Origin of the sequence: Streptomyces cyaneofuscatus, from assembly GCF_000718135.1 — a bacterium.
Classification (GTDB): Bacteria; Actinomycetota; Actinomycetes; order Streptomycetales; family Streptomycetaceae; genus Streptomyces; species Streptomyces cyaneofuscatus.
On the sequence record NZ_JOEM01000005.1, the window covers coordinates 368,974 to 390,923 of the forward strand.

General features: G+C 72.3%; 20 protein-coding genes. 12 read left to right on the forward strand and 8 right to left on the reverse strand.

Going from position 1 to position 21,950, the window contains the following annotated elements; genetic code table 11:
- Positions 1-64 precede the first annotated feature (64 nt).
- The gene (locus IF17_RS0110720) at positions 65-1,075 is read left to right on the forward strand and encodes an LLM class F420-dependent oxidoreductase (RefSeq protein ID WP_030564545.1); all 1,011 of its coding nucleotides are present in this window, start codon (positions 65-67) and stop codon (positions 1,073-1,075) included.
- 60 nt (positions 1,076-1,135) lie between these two features.
- Here the strand turns inward: IF17_RS0110720 and IF17_RS0110725 are convergent, their stop codons facing one another.
- Positions 1,136-1,915: a maleylpyruvate isomerase family mycothiol-dependent enzyme gene (locus tag IF17_RS0110725; RefSeq protein WP_030564547.1), complete on the reverse strand. Its 780-nt coding sequence runs from the start codon at positions 1,913-1,915 to the stop codon at positions 1,136-1,138.
- 178 nt (positions 1,916-2,093) lie between these two features.
- On the opposite strand from IF17_RS0110725, the gene IF17_RS0110730 reads away from it, so the two are divergent.
- Together IF17_RS0110730 and IF17_RS0110735 are read left to right on the forward strand one after the other, a co-directional pair.
- Positions 2,094-2,576 carry a hypothetical protein gene (locus IF17_RS0110730; RefSeq protein ID WP_030564549.1) on the forward strand — a complete coding sequence of 161 codons (483 nt, stop codon included), beginning with the start codon at positions 2,094-2,096 and terminating at the stop codon, positions 2,574-2,576.
- Between the two features lie 147 nt (positions 2,577-2,723).
- Complete coding sequence (locus IF17_RS0110735; RefSeq protein WP_015608233.1) at positions 2,724-3,017, forward strand: hypothetical protein; 294 nt, start codon at positions 2,724-2,726, stop codon at positions 3,015-3,017.
- Positions 3,018-3,075: 58 nt separating this feature from the next.
- Here IF17_RS0110735 and IF17_RS0110740 read toward each other — a convergent pair whose 3' ends face one another.
- From IF17_RS0110740 to IF17_RS0110750, 3 genes are all read right to left on the reverse strand, one after another.
- Positions 3,076-4,149 carry a glucosidase family protein gene (locus IF17_RS0110740; RefSeq protein ID WP_030564552.1) on the reverse strand — a complete coding sequence of 358 codons (1,074 nt, stop codon included), beginning with the start codon at positions 4,147-4,149 and terminating at the stop codon, positions 3,076-3,078.
- Positions 4,146-4,877 (reverse strand): class I SAM-dependent methyltransferase, encoded by a 732-nt coding sequence (locus IF17_RS0110745; RefSeq protein ID WP_018511751.1) that lies wholly within the window; start codon positions 4,875-4,877, stop codon positions 4,146-4,148. The genes IF17_RS0110740 and IF17_RS0110745 overlap by 4 nt, the downstream gene beginning before the upstream one ends.
- Positions 4,878-4,950: 73 nt before the next feature.
- A complete protein-coding gene (locus IF17_RS0110750) occupies positions 4,951-6,273 on the reverse strand; it encodes a glycosyltransferase family 4 protein (RefSeq protein ID WP_030564554.1) in 1,323 nt (440 codons plus the stop codon).
- A gap of 239 nt (positions 6,274-6,512) precedes the next feature.
- Between IF17_RS0110750 and IF17_RS0110755 the strand changes: the two genes are divergently transcribed.
- Both IF17_RS0110755 and IF17_RS1000000139700 read left to right on the forward strand, forming a co-directional pair.
- Positions 6,513-7,163: a TetR family transcriptional regulator gene (locus IF17_RS0110755; protein WP_032771835.1), complete on the forward strand. Its 651-nt coding sequence runs from the start codon at positions 6,513-6,515 to the stop codon at positions 7,161-7,163.
- A 139-nt stretch (positions 7,164-7,302) separates the two neighbouring features.
- Entirely contained in the window at positions 7,303-7,452 is a 150-nt protein-coding gene (locus IF17_RS1000000139700; protein ID WP_244890452.1) for a hypothetical protein, read from the forward strand.
- Positions 7,453-7,831: 379 nt separating this feature from the next.
- On the opposite strand, the gene IF17_RS0110775 is transcribed toward IF17_RS1000000139700, so the two are convergent.
- Both IF17_RS0110775 and IF17_RS0110780 read right to left on the reverse strand, forming a co-directional pair.
- Positions 7,832-8,065, reverse strand: coding sequence for a ferredoxin (locus tag IF17_RS0110775; protein ID WP_030564561.1), 234 nt, complete (start codon positions 8,063-8,065; stop codon positions 7,832-7,834).
- Entirely contained in the window at positions 8,065-9,534 is a 1,470-nt protein-coding gene (locus IF17_RS0110780; RefSeq protein WP_030564563.1) for an aldehyde dehydrogenase, read from the reverse strand. Before IF17_RS0110780 ends, IF17_RS0110775 begins: the two co-directional genes overlap by 1 nt.
- Before the next feature lie 199 nt (positions 9,535-9,733).
- On the opposite strand from IF17_RS0110780, the gene IF17_RS0110785 reads away from it, so the two are divergent.
- The 6 genes from IF17_RS0110785 to IF17_RS0110810 all read left to right on the forward strand — a co-directional run bounded on the left by IF17_RS0110785 (position 9,734) and on the right by IF17_RS0110810 (position 16,870).
- Positions 9,734-10,789 carry a Strvi_7410 family MBL fold metallo-hydrolase gene (locus IF17_RS0110785; RefSeq protein WP_030564566.1) on the forward strand — a complete coding sequence of 352 codons (1,056 nt, stop codon included), beginning with the start codon at positions 9,734-9,736 and terminating at the stop codon, positions 10,787-10,789.
- A gap of 373 nt (positions 10,790-11,162) precedes the next feature.
- Positions 11,163-12,431 carry an SCO2321 family membrane protein gene (locus IF17_RS0110790; RefSeq protein WP_030564568.1) on the forward strand — a complete coding sequence of 423 codons (1,269 nt, stop codon included), beginning with the start codon at positions 11,163-11,165 and terminating at the stop codon, positions 12,429-12,431.
- Positions 12,428-13,168, forward strand: coding sequence for an SCO2322 family protein (locus IF17_RS0110795; protein ID WP_030564569.1), 741 nt, complete (start codon positions 12,428-12,430; stop codon positions 13,166-13,168). Before IF17_RS0110790 ends, IF17_RS0110795 begins: the two co-directional genes overlap by 4 nt.
- Complete coding sequence (locus tag IF17_RS0110800; protein ID WP_030564571.1) at positions 13,165-14,334, forward strand: energy-coupling factor transporter transmembrane component T; 1,170 nt, start codon at positions 13,165-13,167, stop codon at positions 14,332-14,334. Before IF17_RS0110795 ends, IF17_RS0110800 begins: the two co-directional genes overlap by 4 nt.
- Complete coding sequence (locus IF17_RS0110805) at positions 14,331-16,040, forward strand: ABC transporter ATP-binding protein (RefSeq protein ID WP_030564573.1); 1,710 nt, start codon at positions 14,331-14,333, stop codon at positions 16,038-16,040. The genes IF17_RS0110800 and IF17_RS0110805 overlap by 4 nt, the downstream gene beginning before the upstream one ends.
- Complete coding sequence (locus IF17_RS0110810; RefSeq protein WP_030564575.1) at positions 16,037-16,870, forward strand: ECF transporter S component; 834 nt, start codon at positions 16,037-16,039, stop codon at positions 16,868-16,870. The genes IF17_RS0110805 and IF17_RS0110810 overlap by 4 nt, the downstream gene beginning before the upstream one ends.
- A 39-nt stretch (positions 16,871-16,909) precedes the next feature.
- On the opposite strand, the gene IF17_RS0110815 is transcribed toward IF17_RS0110810, so the two are convergent.
- The gene (locus IF17_RS0110815) at positions 16,910-18,088 is read right to left on the reverse strand and encodes a steroid 3-ketoacyl-CoA thiolase (RefSeq protein WP_030564577.1); all 1,179 of its coding nucleotides are present in this window, start codon (positions 18,086-18,088) and stop codon (positions 16,910-16,912) included.
- 326 nt (positions 18,089-18,414) lie between these two features.
- Here IF17_RS0110815 and IF17_RS0110820 point away from each other — a divergent pair, with 326 nt between their 5' ends.
- Positions 18,415-19,665: a cytochrome P450 gene (locus IF17_RS0110820; protein ID WP_030564579.1), complete on the forward strand. Its 1,251-nt coding sequence runs from the start codon at positions 18,415-18,417 to the stop codon at positions 19,663-19,665.
- A gap of 140 nt (positions 19,666-19,805) precedes the next feature.
- On the opposite strand, the gene IF17_RS0110825 is transcribed toward IF17_RS0110820, so the two are convergent.
- Complete coding sequence (locus IF17_RS0110825) at positions 19,806-21,887, reverse strand: bifunctional glycosyltransferase 87/phosphatase PAP2 family protein (protein WP_030564581.1); 2,082 nt, start codon at positions 21,885-21,887, stop codon at positions 19,806-19,808.
- Between the last annotated feature and the right edge of the window lie 63 nt (positions 21,888-21,950).

A 21,950-nucleotide genomic window follows, 5' to 3' on the forward strand; every position in this document is an offset into this window, starting at 1 on the left:
CTCACGCTGCTCACCTGACGGACCGTCACTTACGGCCGGAGGCAACGGAACCGGAGGCAACGCCATGCGGCTCGGACTGGCACTCGGATACTGGGGCCGCGGCCCGGACCCCGGCCATCTCGCCCTCGCCCAGGAGGCGGAGCGGCTCGGCTACGACTCGGTGTGGACGGCGGAGGCGTGGGGCTCGGACGCCTTCACCCCGCTGACCTGGATCGCGGCGCACACCTCACGGATCGGGCTGGGTACGGGCATCGCACAGATGGCGGCCCGCACACCCACCGCGACAGCCATGCACTCGCTGACCCTGGACCACCTCTCGGGCGGCCGGCTGCTGCTCGGCCTCGGTCTGTCCGGGCCGCAGGTGGTGGAGGGGTGGTACGGGCGCCCCTTCCCGAAGAGCCCGCTGACCGCGACCCGCGAGTACGTCGAGGTGATCCGCCAAGTGCTGGCCCGCGAGGCCCCGGTGGAGGTGACGGGCCGCTTCCACTCCCACCCGTACACCGGCCCGGACGCCACCGGTCTCGGCAAACCGCTGAAGCCCATCACGCACCCGCTGCGCTCCTCACTCCCGGTCCTGCTGGGCGCGGAGGGGCCGAAGAACATCGCGCAGACGGTCCGGATCGCGGACGGCTGGCTGCCCCTCTACTGGTCCCCGCACCGCACGGACGTTTACGAGGCCTCGCTCGCCGGACTCCGCGAGGGCTTCATGATCGCACCGATGGCCCGCGCGCACGTCTGCGACGACGTGGCGGAGGGGCTGCTGCCGGTGAAGGCGATGCTCGGCTTCTACATCGGCGGGATGGGGCACGCGGCCCGCAACTTCCATGCGGACCTGATGGCGCGGATGGGGTTCGAGGAGGAGGCGCGACGCATCCAGCACCTCTTCCTCCAGGGCCGCAAGGAGGAGGCGGTCCAGGCGGTCCCGGACACCTTCGCCGACGAGATCTCCCTCATCGGCTCGCGCGCCCGGATCGCGGAGAAGCTCGCGGAGTGGCGCAAGGGCCCGGTGACGGACCTGCTGGTCACCGCCCCGGACCCGCACACGCTGCGGGTCCTGGCGGAGCTGAACAGCTAGGGCGGGTCCGGCGGATCTTGGCCGGGTCCACGCCGCCGGACACGCCCTGGCGGTCCGGGCTCACCCGAATGACGACCGGTCCAGCCAGAAGTCCAGCAGCTCCGCGTCGCCGAGCACCTCGACCCGCTCGCTCGTCGGCTCCAGACGGCGGTTGAAGACGAGCATCAGATCGGTGAGCGACCCGCGCAGGGCGACCGTCGCCTTCTCGTGGTCGTGCCGCCAGGTGAAGCGGTCCTCGCCGAGCTCGATCAGCCACTCCGCCCCGGGCACGTCGGTGGCGTGCAGGTGCAACGAGCGTCCGCCGCCGCGCAGTTCGTCCGCCTCCGGGTCGCCGCCCTCCTGGGCGAAGGAGACGATCCGCAGCCACTCGTCGATGGTGTCGGCGGCCACCTCCGGGGCGACCGTGTACGGCACCCGCGCGGCGAGCGCCGCGTCCGCCCGGTGCACCACCGTCTCGTGCGTTACGCGCCGCGCCCAGAACGCCGTACTCCGCTCCCACGCCCAGGTCCACACCTCGGCGTCCGGCCCCGCCTCCCGCAACGCCTCGACGGCGGCGGCCGCCCCCTCGGCGAGCCAGGCGTCCAGCGCGGCCGGGTCGTCACTGCCGGGCCCCTCGAACCCCGGCACCTTCTCCTCCGGGACGTCCTCGGTGGCCCGCCCGCGCACGATCTCCCCGACCCATCGGTGGGCACCGCCGACATGCACGGCGAGCTGCCGCAGGGTCCAGTCGGGGCAGGAGGGGACGTTCGCGGTGAGATCCGCGCCCTCGAGGGTGGCGCGCAGGGCGTCGGTCTGCGCGAGGATTTCGTGGCAGTAACGGTCGTAGGAAAGAAGAGTCATGCCGGGGACCCTAGCCGCGCCACCGGAGTAGATCACCCGGATATCCGCCAGGACCAGGGACCAGGGGCCGGGGACCAGGAGCCGGGGCGGCCAGGGGCGGTCAGGAGCGGTCGGCAAGAATCAGGGGGAGGCTCTTCCCCCCTGCCGGCATCTCGAAGAAGGGATACGTGACGCACTGATGCGGTTCTCCCCCGACGCCGTGGTCTTCCGCGTCCGACTCAATCTGGAGCGGGTGCACACCGCGGAGGCGGCGCTGCGCGCCTGGCTGCCGCTGGTCTCCGAACTCCGCCCGGTTACGGCGAAGTTCGAGGAAGCCGACCCGTCCGGACTGCGTCGGGGATTCCTGGCCGACCTCCTCGTGGTCCTCCCCCGCACGCAGGACAGGGCCGCAGAGAGCGGGACCGTGCGGGACCGGCTGCTCGCCTCGGTGGGCGTGCTCGCCCATCGGCTCGGCCTGGACCCGACGGCGTTCGAGGTGGACGAGAACGGCGCCGGTGGTGTGCTGAATGTGAAGGACCCCACGGACACGGAAGACGCCACGGAGGGGGGCAGCGGTACGGCCCATGGGGCCTACCTCGTCCTTGCCCTGACCGGCGCGGACCCGCTGAACCCCGAGGGCAGCGAGATGGACTACGAGGACACAGGCGAGGACCTGCTCTGACGGCGTTCTCCGCGGCCTCCCGGCAGGGACATCACGACGGGTGACCGGCCTCGGCGCTCCCGGTCAGCTCTCGCCAGTCCCCGCAAGGCCCGCCACCCGGTACCGCCATTCGGGTTTCACTCAGGGTAAAGCGGTAACCAGGACCCCATGTCCTACAGAACCCGTTCTTCAGGCAGCAGTTCAGCGGCGAGGATCATCGCCGTCGTGGCCGACATCCTGGCCTTCATCATCATTCTCTGGATCCTGATGTACCTGCTGGACGCCAACCGGGGCAACGACTTCGTGCAGTGGGTGCACGACGCGGCCACCTGGCTGGCGGGCTGGTCGTACGACCTGTTCACGTTCGACGCGGCGTGGGCGCGAGTCGTGGCCGGTTACGGTCTCGCGGCCGTGGTCTACCTGTTCATCGGGCACGCCATCGCCGGCCGGATCCGCCGCTGACGGCGGACCGGCCGAACGAACGGTCAGCGCCGGACTGCTACCGGCGAGCGCCTACCGGCTACCGGCAGCAGTCCGGCTCCAGGCCGACCGGCAGCCGCTCCCCGGAGAAGACCGCGGTGGTCGCCTCGTCCCCCCCGAGTGCGGCCACCGCCAGCAGCAGGGAGCCCGCCGTCCAGGTGGTGAGCTCCTCCGGCCAGAAGGCCTTGTTGCCCTCGAAGACGTACCCGGTCCAGTAGAGCCCGCCCTCGGCGCGCAGGTGCTGGATCGACTGGAGGATCTCCAGGGCCCTGTCCGACTCCCCGGTCACCCAGAGGGCGAGGGCGAGTTCGCAGCTCTCGCCGCCGGTGACCCAGGGGTTGGGCAGCACGCAGCGCACCCCGAGGCCGGGGACGACGAAGCGGTCCCAGCCCTCCTGGATGCGGGCGGTGGCCTCGGCCCCGGTGACGGCACCGCCGAGGACCGGGTAGTACCAGTCCATCGAGTAGCGGTTCTTGTCGAGGAAGCGCTCGGGGTGGTTGCGGATCGCGTGGGCCAGTGCCCCGGTCGCCAACTCCCAGTCGGGCTGCGGCTCTTCGCGCCGCTCGGCGATGGCGAGCGCGCAGCGCAACGCCTGGTGGACGGAGGACGACCCCGTCAGCAGGGCATCATCCACCGCCGTCCCGTCCGCCTCCCTCTTCCAGCCGATCTGCCCGCCGGGCTGCTGGAGTCGGAGCACGAACTCGATCGCCGCGAAGACGGTCGGCCACATCCGGTCGACGAACGCGTCGTCCCCGGTGGCGAGATAGTGGTGCCAGACGCCGACGGCCACGTATGCGCAGAAGTTGGTCTCGCGGCTGCGGTCGGTCGGCTGCTGCGGGTCGCCGTCGTGGTAGGCGGCGTACCAGGAGCCGTCGCCGTTCTGGTGGCGGGCCAGCCAGTCGTAGGCGCGCTCGGCCGCCTCGTGCTCGCCGGCCGCGTCCAGCGCCATCGCGGCCTCGGTGTGGTCCCACGGGTCGAGGTGGTGCCCCCGGAACCAGGGCAGCGCCCCGTCCTCTCGCTGTACGGCGGCGAGTGCGGCGACCGTCTCGGCGGCCTGAGCCGCCGTCAGTACCCCGGGAAGGACCAGATGCTCGGTCTGTTCGGGAGTGCTCACGCCTGCGCCTTCGGAAGGTGCGGCTTGGTGGCGTACGCGACGAAGCTCTTGCCGACGACCGGGTTGAGCAGCTGCTCGGCGACCCGGGTGGCGAGCGGCTTCTTCATGATGTCCCAGACCAGCAGCTTGTGGTACGCCCGCACCGGCAGCGCACGATCGTTGTCGACGCCGAAGGCGCACTTCAGCCACCAGTACGGCGAGTGCAGGGCGTGGGCATGGTGGGTGCCGTACGGCTTGAGCCCGGCCTCGCGGATGCGGGCGAGGAGCTGGTCGGCCTTGTAGATGCGGATGTGGCCGCCCTCGACCTCGTGGTAGGCGTCGGAGAGGGTCCAGCAGATCTTCTCGGGGCCGTAGCGCGGGACGGTGATGGCGATGCGGCCGCCCGGCTTGAGGACCCGGACCATCTCGGCGAGGACGCCCTTGTCGTCCGGGATGTGCTCCATGACCTCGGAGATGATCACGACGTCGAAGGAGTCGTCGGGGAAGGGCAGGTTGAGGGCGTCGCCCTCCATCGCGGTGGCGGTGGCGCCCTCGGGGGCCTCCCCGGCCTCCTTCATGGCGGCGAACCACTTGGCGACCTCGCGGATCTCCTCGCCGTTCTGGTCGAGGGCCACCACCTGGGCGCCGCGCCGGTAACACTCGAAGGCATGCCGGCCGGCACCGCAGCCCAGGTCGAGCACTCGGTCGCCTGCGGCGAGCGGGAAGCGGGTGAAGTCGACGGTCAGCACGAGGGCCTGCCTTCGAGGTCGGAGGTACGGGTTCAGAGAAGCGGGTTACGGCAGCCGGTGAACGGGATCGCCGTCACCTGCGGGCCCCGGCTTGACGCACGGCGATCGCCTGACGGTACAGCTCGGCCGTTCCGGCGGCCGCCCGGGCCCAGGTGAAGTTGGCCAGCACCCGCTCCCGGCCCGCCGCGCCGAGGCGGGCGCGCAGCTCCGGGTCGGCCAGCAGCCGGGCGAGCGCCCCGGCCAGGGCGTCCGCGTCGCCGGGCGCCACGGCGAGGCAGGTCTCCCCGTCGCGGCCGGAGACCTCGGGGATCGCGCCGCCGGTGGTGGCGACGAGCGGCGTGCCGGTGGCCATGGCCTCGGCGGCGGGCAGCGAGAACCCCTCGTACAGCGACGGCACACAGGAGACCTGGGCGCTGCGCACGAGGTCGACCAGCTCGGCGTCGCTGATGCCCTTGACGAACTCGACGGCGTCGGTGAGCCCGTGCCGCTCGATGGCCCGGGCGACGGGCCCGTCCTCGGCGCGCTTGCCGACGACCACGAGGTGGGCGGCGGGGTTCTCCGTACGGAGCTTGGCGAGCGCGTCGACCAGGTGCACGAGCCCCTTGAGCGGGACGTCGGCGCTGGAGGTGGTGACGATGCGCCCCGGCACCTCGGCGACGGAGGGGTCGGGCGACCAGAGGTCGGTGTCGGCGCCGATGTGGACGACGCTGATGCGGTCCGCCGGTACGCCGAGGTCCTCGACGATCTCGGCGCGGGAGGAGCCGGAGACGGTGAGGACGGTGTCCAGCTTGCGGGCGACGCGCTTCTGCATCCGGGTGAAGGCGTACCAGCGGCGTACGGAGGCGCGCCGGCGGCGGCTGGTGGCGGCGGCCAGGTCGAGCCGGCGGTCCACGGTGATGGGGTGGTGGATCGTCGTCACGAGCGGGGCCCCGAGGTCGCCGAGGAGCCCGTAGCCGAGGGTCTGGTTGTCGTGGACGACGTCGAACTCGCCGCGCCGGGCCAGGAGATGGCGGCGGGCGCGGAGGCTGAAGGTGAGCGGTTCGGGGAAGCCGCCGGTCCACATGGTGGCGACCTCGGCGAGGTCGACCCAGTCCCGGTACTCGCCCCACTTCGGCGTACGGAACGGATCGGGCTGCCGATACAGATCCAGGCTGGGGAGCTCGGTGAGCGGAACGCCCTCGTCGAGCACGGGGTAGGGCTGCGCGCCGATGACCTCGACACTGTGCCCCAGCCGCGCGAGCTCACGCCCGAGGTGCCGTACGTACACACCTTGGCCACCGCAGAACGGGTTGCCCTTGTACGTGAGGAGCGCGATGCGCAGCGGCCGGTCACCGGCCCCGGCGGCGGAGCTGCTGCCGCCCGTGCGGGGGCCCGTCTCTATGGCCTCAGCGGTCACACTCGGCCCCCTTCTGACTGCGTGTTCGCCGGAGCGTAACCGGTAGCGCTAATCTAGAACAAGTTTCAGACTCGATCGTTCGACGTGCATCGAATCTACCGGCAGGTAGCGACGGTGTGAGGCCCGGATCAGGTGATTCGCGCCACGACGGAGGCCCTGGCATGCTGTGCGCGCCCGGACGCGTGCGCTTCGTCCGCCCGGGTGCGGGATCAACGCCATGGATCGTGAACGGGGACAGCATGACCGCGGACGCCAGACCGGCAGCCCAGCCGCCCACGGACCGCGCGACGCCTCCGCTCACCGAGCGGCAGGAGGCCCGCCGCCGCCGTATCCTGCACGCCAGCGCCCAGCTCGCCAGCCGCGGCGGGTTCGAGGCGGTGCAGATGCGGGAGGTGGCGGAGGCGGCCGGGGTCGCCCTGGGCACCCTCTACCGCTACTTCCCCTCCAAGATCCACCTGCTGGTCGCCACGATGCAGGACCAGCTCCAGCACATGCACTCCACGCTCCGCAAACGCCCCCCGGCCGGGGACGACGCGGCCCAGCGGGTCGCCGAGACCCTGATGCGCGCCTTCCGCGCCCTCCAGCGCGAACCCCACCTGGCGGACGCCATGGTCCGCGCCCTCACCTTCGCGGACCGCAGCGTCAGCCCGGAGGTGGACACGGTCTCCCGCCTCACGACGGCGATCATCCTGGACGCGATGGGCCTGGAACACCCGACGCCGGAGCAGCTTTCGGCGGTCCGGGTGATCGAGCACACCTGGCACTCCGCGCTGATCACGTGGCTGTCGGGCCGGGCGTCGATCGCCCAGGTCAAGATCGACATCGAGACGGTCTGCCGCCTGATCGACCTGACCGAGGAGGGCGGAGCGACACCATGGCGTGGGCAGTAGGGACAGGCCTGCTCCTGGGGCTGCTGCTGATCGCCATGGGAACGGCCACGCTCCGAACAGGCTGGATCGTGCCCACAGCACGCCGCCACGTCACCAGGCCCCCACTCCACGGCCTCGGCGCCCTGCTCATGAGCCCCTCGTGCTCCAGAGCCTCCTGCACTTCCGCGTCCTGCCGGGCGCCTCCTGGGAGGCCCGCTTCTACGGCGGGAACGCCCTGCTGCTCGGCGGGATGCTCCTGCTGATCCTCAGCCAGTCGCTGCCGCCGCGCCGCCGCCGCGATCCCGCATGAGGGCATGAGGGCATGACCATCAGACCGGCATGACCTCGACGTCGTACGACGGAATCCAGGGGTTACGGGTCATGAAGGACCAGCCCATGGGCTGCGCCTGGGCGACGAGGATCCGGTCGAAGGGGTCTTCGTGCACCATCGGAAGTAGCCCGGCCCGCACGCCGTGCGCGGCGGTCACGGGCAGGCTCGGAAACGCGGTCGTCACCGGCGTGGGTGGGGTAGTGCTTCCCCGACTGCTGCCCGGCGACGGGGCACGGCTCGTGCTCATCGTCCTCTCCCTGGCCGCGCTCCTGCTGCTTCTGCGGAGGCAGCAGGAGCAGTGACCCAGCAGGCGCCGCCGACGCGGTTGTCGTGCGATGAGGAGCAGGTCGGAAAAGGGTCACTCCTCCGGCGGGAACACCACCTCCCCCGACCCCACCAGCGTCAGCGTGATCGCCTCGACCGGGCAGCCCTCCGCCGCTGCGAGGATCTGCTCGCCGGCGTCGCGGTCCTCGGTCCGGGGGTGGGACTGGCGGGCCGTGTCCAGGTGGAAGGCGTCCGGGGCGTGGTTGACGCACATGCCGGAGCCGATGCAGACGGAGCGGTCGACCTCCACGTGCCAGCGGTCGCCCATCATGCCTCCCGGTAGCCGGCGGGGAGGTGGATCATCTTGTGCTCGAAGAACTCGCCGTAGCCCTCGGGGCCGAACTCTCGGCCCAGGCCGGAGTTCTTGTAGCCGCCGAACGGGCCGAGCATGTCCAGGCTGAAGGTGTTGACGCTGTACGTACCGGTGCGGACGCGGCGGGCGATGTCGATGCCACGTTCGGTGTCGGCCGTCCAGACGCTGCCGCTGAGGCCGTACGGGGAGTCGTCGGCGATGCGGACGGCCTCGGCCTCGTCGCCGTACGGGATCAGGCAGATCACCGGGCCGAAGATCTCCTCGCGGGCGATGCGCATGGAGTTGTCGACCGAACCGAAGAGGGTGGGTTCTACGTACCAGCCTCGTTCCTGGGAGGCGGGGCGGCTGCCGCCCGTGAGGATCTTGGCGCCTTCCTCCTGGCCCAACTTGATGTATTCCAGGGAGCGTTGCTGTTGGCGCTGCGCCACCAGCGGGCCCAGTTCCGTGGTCGGGTCCAGCGGGTCGCCCACGCGCAGTGCGCCCGCCGCTGCCGCGAACGCCTCCGCTATCTCGTCGTAGCGGGAGCGCGGGGCCAGGATGCGCGTCTGGGCCACGCACGCCTGGCCGTTGATCATCCAGGCGAAGGGGACGATGCCCGCGACCGCCGCCTCCAGGTCCGCGTCCGGGAGGATGACTGCCGCCGATTTGCCGCCCAACTCCAAGGTGACTCGGGTCAGGTTGCGCGACGCCACCTCCATAACGCGGCGGCCTGCCGCCACCGAGCCGGTGAAGGAGACCTTGTCCACGTCCGGGTGGCCCACCAGGTATTCGCTCACCTCGCGGTCCGCCGGGAGGATGGAGAGGACCCCGGGCGGCAGGCCCGCCTCCGCCGCTATCTCCGCCAGGAGGTAGGCGTCCAACGGGGTTTCCGGGGAGACCTTCAGGACCGCAGTGCAGCCGGCCAGGAGTGCGGGGGCCAACTTCGCCGCGGCCGTGAACTGCGGGACGTTCCACGGGACCACCGCCGCCACCACCCCTACCGGCTCGCGGCGGACCAGGAGCGGGCCCAGGACTCCGTCGCGGCGCTCCTCGTACGGGAACGTGCGCGCCACCGTGATCGCCGAGTCCCACACCATCATCGCGGCCAGCGCCTGCACCATCACGCTCGCGCTGTACGGGGTGCCGTTCTGGGCGCTGATCAGGCGCGCGAACTCCTCGTACCGTACGGCGAAGGCGTCCTTGATCCGGGTGATCACCGCGATCCGCTCGTCCTGCGTCATCCGGGGCCACGGGCCCTCGTCGAAGGCGTGGCGGGCCGCGGCGACCGCGCGGTCCACATCGGCCTCGGAGGCGTGCGGTACGCGGCCGATGACCTGTTCGGTGTGCGGGGAGACCACCTCGATGACGCCGGTGCCGAGCGGATCGGTGAACTCCCCGCCGATGAACAGCTTTCCGTGTTCCACCAGCTCCGTACGTTCCGTCATGGCCGTTGCCTCCCGCGAAGCGAACCCGTGCACCGCAACTGACTGCTCGTCAGAACTGATACCAGTTCGTGTTCCAGGAGTCCACGGCGTGGACCGTACCCAGGAAGCGTCGATTTGGTTGGCCTGGGCTACCAATGGAACGAGTTCTCGTTAGAGTGGAGGCAGTTCGCGCCGCCCGCCGAGCAGAGATGGGGAGCCCATGACTCAGGTGACGCAGGTGGCCCAAGTGGCCGACCACGGCGGGGGCGTCCACAGCATCAAGGTCCCCATCCCGGACAACCCCCTCGGCCACACCCTCGTCCACCTCGTCGACACCGACCGGGGGCCCGTCCTCATCGACACGGGGTGGGACGACCCGGCGTCCTGGGACACCCTGACCGCCGGGCTCGCCGCCCTCTCCACCTCCGTCGCCGACGTCCACGGTGTCGTCATCACCCACCACCACCCCGACCACCACGGGCTCTCCGGCCAGGTCCGCGAGGCGTCCGGGGCCTGGATCGCGATGCACGAGGCGGACGCCGCGATCGTCCGGCGTACCCGGGAGGCCGCGCCCGGCACCTGGCTCGACTACCTCGCCCGCAAGCTCGCCGCCGTCGGCGCGCCCGACGACCACCTCGCCCCGCTGCTCGCCGCCCGCGCCACCGGCCGGCTGCGGACCCTGCCCGGGCTGCGCCCAGCCCTGCCGGACCGGGAGATCGTGCCCGGCGAGCTGCTCCCCCTCGCCGGGCGGCGGCTGCGCGCCGTCTGGACCCCCGGGCACACCCCGGGCCACGTCTGCCTCCATCTGGAGGAGCGGCATCCGGCGAATCTGCCGGGGCACGGGCGGCTGTTCTCCGGGGACCACCTGCTGCCCGGGATCAGCCCGCACATCGGGCTGTACGAGGATCCGGACGACACCGCCGTCACCGATCCCCTCGGGGACTATCTCGCCTCGCTGGAGCGGGTCGGGCGGCTCGGGGTGGCCGAGGTGCTGCCCGCCCACCAGCACGCGTTCACCGATGCGGGCGGACGCGTACGGGAGCTGCTGGACCACCACGAGGAGCGGCTGACCGGGCTGCTCGCCCTGCTCGTCACGCCGCTCACCCCGTGGCAGCTGGCCGAGCGGATGGAGTGGAACCGGCCCTGGGAGCAGATCCCGCACGGTTCGCGGTCGATCGCCGTCTCGGAGGCCGAGTCCCATCTGCGGCGGCTGGTGAAGCTCGGGCGCGCGGAGGCGGTGCCGGGCGCCGACCCGGTCACGTACATCTCCGTGTGAGCCAGCCCGCACCCGCCCCGCGCGCTGCTCCCTCCGGACCACGCCCGCGGTCTGCCGCCCCGAGCGGGGACGCTACGGCCCGGTAGAGTGGGCAGGTCGCCATCATGCCCGTACAGGGGGAAGCCGGTGCGAACCGGCGCCGGCCCCAGCCGTGAACCGTCCGAGCCGTCCGCGCGACGGCAGCCGGAACGTCCCTAGGGCGGAGTGTGAGCGGCCGGGGGCAGTGTGACCACGGGCCCCAGGGTCACCGGGAACCCGGTGGCAAGGGTCACCGGAGCCCCGGTGACCGGCACCGTCGAGGTATACGGGGCCGGAGCCCGGTGCCCTCGTGCGCCCGGGAGAGCCGGCCCCCGCAGGAGAGGCACAGCCCGCCATGACCGTACGCCGCAGCGCAGCCGCGCTCGCGACCACCGCCGTTCTTCTGGGCGCGGCCGCACCCTTCGCGGCCGCACCCGTCGCGGTCGCCGCGCCGACCCCGTCCCCGTCGGTCCAGCTGCCGCTGGGGCTCTACGGGACCACGGACCCCACGTACGACGGGGTGTGGCGGCAGTCGCTGGCCTTCCTGGCCCAGAAGATCGAGTACGTCACGCCGTCGAAGCAGTCCGTGGACTGGCTGCTGGAGCAGCAGTGCGACAGCGGCGCCTTCACCTCGTACCGGGACGACGCCTCCGCGCCCTGCGACGCGTCGACCGTGATGGACACCAACGCCACGGCCGCCGCCGTCCAGGCCTTCGTCGAGCTGGGCCAGCACCGGGACGCCGCCGACAACGGGGCCGACTGGCTGAAGTCCGTGCAGAACGAGGACGGCGGCTGGGGGTACAACCCGGGCAGCCCGAGCGACGCCAACTCCACCGCCGTCGTGATCGGCGCCCTCGCCCGTACGGGCGTCCCGATCAACGAGGTCACCACCGCCGACGGCAACACCCCGTACACCGCGCTCCAGGCCCTCGCCATCCCGTGCGGGAAGAAGGACGGTGGCGCCTTCGCCTACCAGCCCGGCAAGAAGGGCGAGCTCGTCGCCAATACCGACGCGTCGGCCGCCGCCGTGCTCGGGCTGCTGGGCAAGGGCATGGCCATCGGGGACGCCAACGCGGTGAAGGACCCCGTCTGCACGAAGGGTGACGACCTCACCGCCGAGCAGAGCGCGCAGAACGGCGCCCACTACCTCGCCGCGACCCTGGCCGCCTCCCCCTACCTGGAGCAGCCGCCGATGCCGGGCGCCGAGGAGAGCGAGCCGCAGCCGGACTTCGGCAACACGGCGGACACGGTCGTCGCCCTCGCCGCCTCCGGGCACAAGGACAAGGCCGCCGCCTCGGTGGAGTGGCTGGAGAAGAACTCCAAGGACTGGGCGCAGCAGGGCGGGCCCGCCGCCACCGCGCAGCTGATCTTCGCCGCGCACGCCACCGCCGCCGACGCCCGCGACTTCGGCGGGGTCGACCTGGTCGCCCAGCTCAACGCGACCGGCCCGGCCCCCGCCGTGACCGCGCTGCCGTCCCCGACGCCGACCGGTCCGCAGCCCTCCAGCGGCACCGAGAGCGAGGACAGCGGGCTCAGCCTGTGGTGGCTGGTCGGCCTCGGTCTGTTCTTCGGCGCGGGTATCGGTTTCCTGCTCTCCATGCGCCGGAAGAAGCAGCAGCCGTGACGCGAACCTCGTCGGCGCCGGCCGTGACGCGAACCTCGTCGGCGCCGCTCCGGAGTCCGTTCGCCGCTCTCCTCGCCGTCCTCCTCGCCGCCTCGGGCGTCCTGCTCGGGGCCGGCGGGGCTCAGGCCGCCGGGTACCGCTACTGGTCCTTCTGGGAGGGCGACGGCAAGAGCTGGGCCTACGCCACCCAGGGTCCGTCCCTCGTGCGGCCCGACGACGGTACGGTCCAGGGCTTCCGGTTCGCCGTCAGCGAGGACTCCGCCGACGCCGACCGGCCGCGCCACGCTCCCGACTTCGGGGCGATCTGCGCGGACACCCCGGCGAAGGGCGGCGCCAAGCGGGTCGCCCTGGTGATCGACCCCGGTACGGCGGAGGACGCCCCGGCCGGGGAGAAGCCGCCCGCGCTGCGCACCGCCTGTGCCCAGGTCGCGCCGGACGCCAGCAGCGCGGAGGCGCTTGCCTCGGTGGCGAAGCCGCTGCGGTACGACAGCAGCGCGATGATCTGCGCGATCTCCGGCTACCCGAAGTCCGGCTGCGGCGAGCAGGTGTCGGGCGACGGCAGCAAGAAGGACGGCAGCGGGAAGCCGACCGACACCGCCTCCGCCTCCGCTTCCTCGGCCCCGGCAGCGGATGACGGGGGCAGCGGCGGTGGTCCCTCCGCCGGTCTCCTCCTCGGCATCGGCGCCGTCCTGCTGCTGGGCATCGCCGCCGTGTTCCAGGCCCGCCGGCGCCGATGACGTCTGCCCCGGGGACGGCCCGGCTGCTCCGCCGTGCCCTGCACGCGCCCGAGGCGGGCCGCTCCAACGCGCTGCCCGCCGGGGCGTGGTGGCTGTGGGCGCTGGGCCTTGCCACCGCCGCCTCCCGGACGACCAACCCCCTGCTGCTCGGCCTGCTGGTCGGGGTGGCGGGGTACGTGGTGGCGGCCCGGCGTACGGACGCGCCCTGGGCCCGTTCCTACGGGGCGTTCATCAAGCTCGGGCTCTTCGTCGTGGCGCTGCGCCTGGTCTTCTCCGTCTTCCTCGGCTCGCAGATCCCGGGCTCGCACACCGTGTTCACGCTCCCCGAGGTGCCGATGCCCGACTGGGCGCAGGGGGTGCGGATCGGCGGCCGGGTCACGGCGGAACAGCTCGTCTTCTCGCTCTACGACGGGATGAAGCTGGCCACCCTGCTGATCTGCGTCGGCGCGGCGAACTCGCTCGCCAACCCGGCCCGGCTGCTGAAGTCCCTGCCCGGCGCGCTGTACGAGGTCGGGGTCGCCGTCGTCGTCGCGATGACGTTCGCCCCGAACATGGTCGCCGATGTGGTCCGGCTGCGGACCGCGCGGCGGCTGCGCGGGCGGCTGACCGGTGGCGTGAAGGCGGTCGCGCAGATCGGCCTGCCGGTGCTGGAGGGGGCGTTGGAGCGGTCGGTGGCGGTGGCCGCGTCGATGGACGCGCGCGGGTACGGGCGTACCGCCCAGGTCCCGCCCGCCGTCCGCCACACCACCAACGTCCTCACCCTCGGCGGGCTGCTCGGGGTGTGCGCCGGGACGTACGGGCTGCTCGCCGCGCAGGGGGCCGTGTACGGGCTGCCGGTGCTGCTGGCGGGGCTCGTCGCGGCGATGGCGGGGCTGCGGCTGGGCGGGCGGCGCTCGGTACGGACCCGCTACCGCCCGGACCGGTGGGGCGTGCGGGCCTGGCTGGTGGCGGGGTCGGGTGCGGTGGTGGCGGCCGCGATGATCTGGGCGGGCTCGCTCGATCCGGAGGCGCTGCACCCCGGGGTCGTCCCGCTGACCGCGCCCGTGCTGCCGCTGTGGCCGGCGGCGGCTGTGCTGGTCGGGCTGGCGCCCGCGCTGGTCGCCCCCGTACCGCCGACAGCACTCGGCCTTGAAGAACACGACCATCGCGGCAAGGAGCAGGCGTGATCAGGTTCGAGCAGGTCTCCGTGCGGTACGACGGGACGGACCGGCCCACGCTCTCCGGCGTCGATCTCGCGGTCCCGGAAGGGGAGTTGGTGCTGCTCGTCGGCCCGTCGGGGGTCGGCAAGTCGACGTTGCTCGGTACGGTGTCGGGGCTCGTCCCGCACTTCACGGGCGGGGTGCTGAGCGGCCGGGTCACGGTGGGCGGGCGGGACACCCGTACCCACAAGCCGCGTGAACTGGCCGATCTGGTGGGCACGGTGGGGCAGGACCCGTTGGCCCACTTCGTCACGGACACGGTCGAGGACGAACTCGCGTACGGCATGGAGTCGTTGGGCCTGGCGCCGGACGTCATGCGCCGGCGCGTGGAGGAGACGCTCGATCTGCTGGGCCTGGCCGAGCTGCGGGACCGGCCGATCGCGACCCTCTCGGGCGGCCAGCAGCAGCGGGTGGCGATCGGTTCGGTGCTCACCCCGCACCCCAAGGTGCTGGTCCTCGACGAGCCGACGTCCGCGCTGGACCCGGCGGCGGCCGAGGAGGTGCTCGCCGTGCTCCAACGGCTGGTGCACGACCTGGGCACGACCGTGCTGATGGCCGAGCACCGGCTGGAGCGGGTGGTGCAGTACGCGGACCAGGTCGTCCTGCTGCCCGCGCCGGGCGCCGCGCCCGTGATGGGGGCGCCCGCCGAGATCATGGCCGTCTCGCCGGTCCGGCCGCCGGTCGCCGAGCTGGGGCTGCTGGCGGGCTGGGACCCGCTGCCGCTGTCGGTACGGGACGCTCGGCGCGGGGCCGGGGAGCTGCGGGAACGGCTGGCGTCGGCCTCACCGCCCGGGTCTCCCGTGAGCGCGGGTGTCTCCGTGGTGCCTGCGCCCATGTCGGGCGGCCCCCGTCCGGGGCGTCTGGCGCGGCTCCTGGGTCGTACGAAGGCCGCGGAGACACCCGGTCCCGCCGATCCCATCTCCCGGGTCGAGTCCCTCGGCGTGCGGCGCGGGCGGATCGAGGCGCTGCGGCGGGTCACGCTCACCGTGGCGCCCGGCGAGACCGTGGCGCTCATGGGCCGCAACGGGGCCGGCAAGTCCACACTGCTCGGCGCGCTGGTCGGCATGGTCGAGCCCACCTCCGGCTCCGTACGCGTCGGCGGCCTGGCCCCCGCCCGTACCGATCCGCGCGCCATGATCCGCCGGGTCGGCCTCGTCCCGCAGGAGCCGCGCGACCTGCTGTACGCCGACACGGTGGCCGCCGAGTGCGCCGCCGCCGACCGGGACGCGGGCGCGGCCGAGGGCACCTGCCGGGCGCTGGTCACCGAACTGCTCCCGGGCGTGGAGGACGGCACGCATCCGCGCGACCTCTCCGAGGGGCAGCGGCTCGCCCTGGCGCTCGCGCTGGTGCTGACCGCCCGCCCGCCGCTGTTGCTGCTTGACGAGCCGACGCGGGGGCTGGACTACGCGGCGAAGGGCCGGCTCGTCGGCGTACTGCGGTCGCTGGCGGCCGAGGGGCACGCGATCGTCCTGGCGACGCACGATGTGGAGCTGGCGGCGGAACTGGCCCACCGGGTGGTGATCCTCGCCGACGGGGAGGTCGTCGCGGACGGCCCGACCGGGCGCGTGGTCGTCTCCTCCCCCGCCTTCGCCCCGCAGACCGCGAAGATCCTCACCCCGCAGGAGTGGCTGACCGTCTCGCAGGTGCGCGCGGCGCTGGAGGCGGGCGCGTGAGCGGTGACGGAGTCGACGTACGGGTGCGGGCTCCCCGGCCCGTGCGGCTCGGGCCGAAGTCGGTGGCCGCGCTGGTGCTGGTGAGTGCCGTCGGGGTGGTCGCCTTCGGGTGGCCGCTGCTCGCCGGTGCCGGGTCGGGGCTCGCGCACGCGCAGGACGCGCCGTGGCTGTTCGCCGCGCTGCTGCCGCTGCTGGTCGCGGTGGTGGTGGCGACGATCTCGGAGTCCGGGATGGACGCCAAGGCCGTCGCCATGCTCGGCGTGCTGGCGGCGGTCGGGGCGGCGCTGCGCCCGCTGGGGGCCGGGACGGCGGGCCTGGAGCCGATGTTCTTCCTGATGGTGCTGAGCGGGCGGGTGCTGGGTCCGGGCTTCGGCTTCGTGCTCGGCTCGGTGACCATGTTCGCGTCCGCCCTGCTCACGGGCGGGGTGGGGCCGTGGATGCCGTTCCAGATGCTCGCGATGGGCTGGTTCACGATGGGTGCGGGGCTGCTGCCGGGCGCGGACCGGCTGCGTGGCCGGGCCGAGCTGGCGATGCTCGCGGTCTACGGGTCCGTGGCGGCGTTCGCGTACGGCACGATCATGAATCTGTACGGCTGGACGATCATCCCGGGGCTGGGCTCGGGCATCTCATTCGTCGCCGGCGACCCGCTCCACGGGAACCTGGTGCGCTTCCTCGCGTACTGTGCGGCGACCTCGCTGGGGTGGGACCTGGGGCGGGCGGTACTCACGGTCGTCCTGACGCTGACCATCGGCCCGACGCTGCTGAAGGCGCTGCGGCGGGCGACCCGGCGGGCGGCGTTCGACGCGCGGGTGGGGTTCGAGAAGCCCTAGGGATGGACGGCCCCCTGGGCTCCTGGTGGTGCTCCGCAGCTACAGCCGCTGGATGATCGTGCCCGTGGCCAGCGCGCCGCCCGCGCACATCGTGATGAGCGCGAACTCCTTGTCGCGGCGTTCCAGTTCGTGCAGGGCCGTGGTGATCAGGCGGGCGCCCGTCGCTCCGACCGGGTGGCCGAGCGCGATCGCGCCGCCGTTGACGTTGACCTTCTCCAGGCCGTCGAGGTCCGCCTCGAACTCCTGGGCCCAGCTCAGCACGACCGACGCGAAGGCCTCGTTGATCTCGACGATGTCGATGTCCTTCAGCGACATGCCCGCCTTGCCGAGCACCGCCCGGGTGGCGTCGATCGGACCGTCCAGGTGGAAGTGCGGGTCGGAGCCGACGAGGGCCTGGGCGACGATCCGGGCCCGGGGCTTGAGCTTCAGGGCGCGGGCCATCCGCTTCGAGGACCAGAGGATGGCGGCGGCCCCGTCGGATATCTGGGAGGAGTTCCCGGCGGTGTGGATGGCCTTCGGCATGACCGCCTTCAGCCCGGCGAGCGCCTCCATCGAGGTGTCGCGCAGCCCCTCGTCCCGGTCGACCAGCCGCCACATGCCCTGGCCGGCCGCCTGCTCCTCCTCGGTGGTGGGGACCTGGACGGCGTACGTCTCGCGCTTGAAGCGCTCCTCGGCCCAGGCGGCGGCCGCCCGCTGCTGCGAGAGCAGGCCCAGCGCGTCGACCCTCTCGCGGGTGAGGCCGCGTTTGCGGGCGATGCGCTCGGCGGCCTCGAACTGGTTGGGTAGGTCGACGTTCCACTCGTCGGGCCAGGGCTTGCCAGGACCGTGCTTGGACCCGCTGCCCAGCGGCACCCGCGACATCGCCTCGACGCCGCAGCTGATCCCGACGTCGATGGCTCCGGCGGCCACCATGTTGGCGACCATGTGCGAGGCCTGCTGCGAGGAGCCGCACTGACAGTCCACGGTGGTCGCGGCGGTCTCGTACGGCAGGCCGACGGCCAGCCAGGCGTTGCGGGCCGGGTTCATGGACTGCTCCCCGGCGTGGGTGACGGTGCCGCCGACGATCTGCTCGACGCAGTCGGCCTGGATGCCGGTGCGGCCGAGCAGTTCACGGTAGGTCTCGCCCAGCAGGTAGGCGGGGTGCAGATTGGCGAGCGCGCCTCCACGCTTGCCGATCGGGGTGCGTACGGCTTCGACGATGACGGGTTCCGCGGCCATGAGCTCGTCCTCTCCTCGCCCTTCCGTCGGGGGCGTCCCGGCGCCCACGGAAGGAACTAGTACGCGTTCTAGTTATGCAAGCAGTCTCGTGACGCGGGACCGACTGCGCAAGGGGCGTGCACCGACCGCGTACACCCCCCGCACGCGCCCCCGCTTCAGGCACATCGACTGTGCGGGACCCCGACGGGGAACGGATCCGGCCAGGACTCTTGCGACTTGTAGAACTCGTTACTACCTTGCGGGCAGATTCTGATGGAGCGTCAGGAACGCCAGGCAAGGGCGGCTGTCGGACGGTTCGCCGCCAGATCCGGAGTGGAGAGGTGCCCATGCGCTGCCCCCATCTGCCCGACGGGTTCGACTTCACCGACCCCGACCTCCTCCAAGCCCGCGTCCCGCACCCGGAGTTCGCGCTGATGCGGCAGACGGCGCCGGTGTGGTGGTGCACGCAGCCCGCCAACATCTCCGGCTTCGGCGACGAGGGGTACTGGGTCGTCACCCGCCACGCGGACGTCAAGTACGTTTCCACGCACCCTGAGTTGTTCTCCTCGAACGCCAACACCGCGGTCATCCGCTTCAACGAGACGATCAGCCGCGACCAGATCGAGGTCCAGAAGCTCATCATGCTCAACATGGACCCGCCGGAACACACCCGGGTCCGCCAGATCGTCCAGCGCGGCTTCACCCCGCGCGCGGTGCGCTCGCTGGAGCAGGCGCTGCGAGGACGCGCCCGGTCCATCGTGGAGACCGCCCACGCCACCGCCGGGGCCGACGGCTCCTTCGACTTCGTCACGAACATCGCGGTGGAGCTGCCGCTCCAGGCGATCGCCGAACTCATCGGCGTACCGCAGGAGGACCGGTCCAAGATCTTCGACTGGTCCAACAAGATGGCCGCGTACGACGATCCCGAGTACGCGATCACCGAGGAGGTCGGCGCCGAGGCGGCGATGGAGATCGTGGCGTACTCGATGAATCTGGCGGCGGCCCGCAAGGAGTGCCCGGCCCAGGACATCGTGAGCCAGCTGGTCGCGGCGGAGGGCGAAGGGAACCTGTCCTCCGACGAGTTCGGGTTCTTCGTGATCCTGCTGGCGGTGGCCGGCAACGAGACCACCCGTAACGCGATCAGCCACGGCATGCACGCCTTCCTCACCCACCCCGAGCAGTGGGAGCTCTACAAGAGGGAGCGGCCGAAGACGACGGCCGAGGAGATCGTGCGCTGGGCGACCCCCGTGGTCTCCTTCCAGCGGACCGCCACCCAGGACGTGGAGCTGGGCGGTCAGCGGATCCGGAAGGGCGAGCGGGTCGGGCTGTTCTACTCCTCGGCCAACAACGACCCCGAGGTCTTCGACGCCCCGGAGGCCTTCGACATCACCCGCGACCCCAACCCGCACCTCGGCTTCGGGGGCGGCGGCCCGCACTTCTGCCTGGGCAAGTCGCTGGCCGTGATGGAGATCGACCTGATCTTCAACGCCATCGCGGACGTGCTGCCGGATCTGCGGCTGCTGGAGGACCCGCGGCGGCTGCGGTCGGCCTGGCTGAACGGGATCAAGCAGCTTCAGGTGAGTGCGTCGCCCTCATAGGGGCGCCCCGCGAGCATAGGGGCGCCCCACGAGTGGCGGGGCCGGCGCGGCGGGCGGACCATATAGGGACGCGGCGATCCATGCCGAAGGGGTGCCGGGACGGTGTTCGACGTCGTCCCGGCACCCCTTCGGGCTGTTCGTTACTTGCCGACCGCCTCGGCGCGTACGGGTTCGGGTTCGGGTTCCACCGCCTGCTTCACGGGTTCCGCCGCCCCCGGCTTATCCCCGGCCACCACCTTCCGCGGCCCCGACAGCAGATACGTCAGCCCGAAGCCCAGCGAGACGACCAGCGCCCCGCCGGCCGCGTCCAGCACCCAGTGGTTGGCGGTCGCCACGATCGCGGCGATGGTGAAGAGCGGGTGGAGCAGGCCGAGCGCCTTCATCCACAGCTTCGGGGCCAGCATCACGATGACCACCCCGCACCACAGCGACCAGCCGAAGTGCAGTGACGGCATCGCCGCGTACTGGTTGGTGACCGTGGTCAGCGTCCCGTAGTCGGGCTTCGCGAAGTCCTGCACCCCGTGGACGGTGTCGATGAAGCCGAGGCCGGGCATGAGCCGGGGCGGGGCCAGCGGGTAGAGCCAGAAGCCTACGAGCGCCAGCAGGGTGGCGAAGCCGATGGAGGAGCGGACCCAGCGGTAGTCGGCGGGGCGGCGCGCGTACAGCACCGCAAGGATCGTCAGCGGGACGATGAAGTGGAAGGTCAGGTAGTAGTAGTCGAAGAACTCCCGCAGCCAGGTGATCTGCACGACCGTGTGGTTGACCCAGAGTTCGATGTCGACGTGCAGCCACTGCTCGATGGCGTGGATCTGCCGGCCGTGCTCCTCGGCGAGCGGGCGGCCCGCGGTGGCGGCGAGGCGGACCTGCGCGTACGCGGAGTAGACGACGCGGATGAGCAGGAGTTCCAGCAGGAGGTTGGGGCGGTGGAGCGCCCGGCGCCAGAACGGCAGGAGCGGCACGCGTCTCCAGCGCGCGGCGACCGGTTTCGCGTAGTCGGTGGGGATCGGCTGCTGCCAGTGCGGCGAGGTCCGCAGGAGGAACGGGGCGAGGCAGGCCGCGCCGAGCGCCGCGATGAGCAGCACGTTGTCCCGTACGGGGATGACCAGGCCGACGTTCGGCAGCAGCATCTTGCCGGGGAGCGTGAGGACGAGCACCACGACGGCCGGCCAGACCAGCCGGTCCGAGGCCCGCTTGCCGACCTTGCCGACGACGGCGAGGAGCACCCAGAGGAGCTGGTGCTGCCAGGCGGTCGGCGAGACGGCCACGACGACGCAGCCGGTCACGGCGACGGCGAGGAGCAACTGCCCGTCCTGGGCGTAGCGGACCGCGCGGCGAACGCCGACGACGATGACCGCGGCGGCGAGGACGAGGAACAGGGCGATCTCCGTCGGCCCCTCGAGGCCGAGCCGGAGCAGCGCGCCGTGGAGGGACTGGTTGGCCAGGCTGTCCGGCCGCTCACCGAGCCCGGCGCCCGCGACATGGTGCACCCAGTACGTCCACGAGTCCTTCGGCACCGCGGCCCAGGCGGCGGCCGTGCAGAAGGCGAAGGCGGCCACCGAGACCACCGAGGCCCGTCGCTTCCCGGTCAGCCAGAGGAGAGCCGCGAAGAGGAGGAGCGTCGGCTGGAGGGTGGCGGCGAGGCCGACGAGGACGCCCTGCAGCCGGTGGTCCCGGGCGACGAAGCAGGCCAGCAGCACCAGGAGGACCGGCAGGATGCTGGTCTGGCCGAGGTGGAGGGTGTTGCGGACCGGCAGCGACAGCATGAGCAGGGTGATCGCGACGGGCACGGCGAGCAGCGCCGTACGCCGGCCGACCGGTGCGGGCAGGGCCCGGGCGGCGACGACACCGAGGGCGGCCACCAGGAGCAGGGTGCCGAAGGTCCACGCGATGCCGAGGGCCGCCTCGGCCGACGCGGTGAGCGGCTTCAGCACCAGACCGGCGAAGGGCGTTCCGGTGAACCGGCCGCTGTCGTACAGCGAGCCCGTCACGTGCAGGACGCCGTTCTCCCCGATCCAGGTCTCCAGATCGGTGAGCCGTTCGCCGGGCGGCTGCCGCAGCACCACCGCCATCTGCCGTACCGCCAGCACGGCCACGATCAGCCAGAGCAGGACCCGGGTCAGCCCGGTCCTCGTCTCCGTGTTCGTCATCGCGTCCGCCACCGCACCACCGCGCACACTGTGATCCGCATTTGTCACGCTGCGCCGACCCTCCCACCGTTCCATGCCCCGCCCCTTCGACTCGGGGCAGCGCAGGATGAAGCCTCGCATTGCCCTACGAGGTAGACA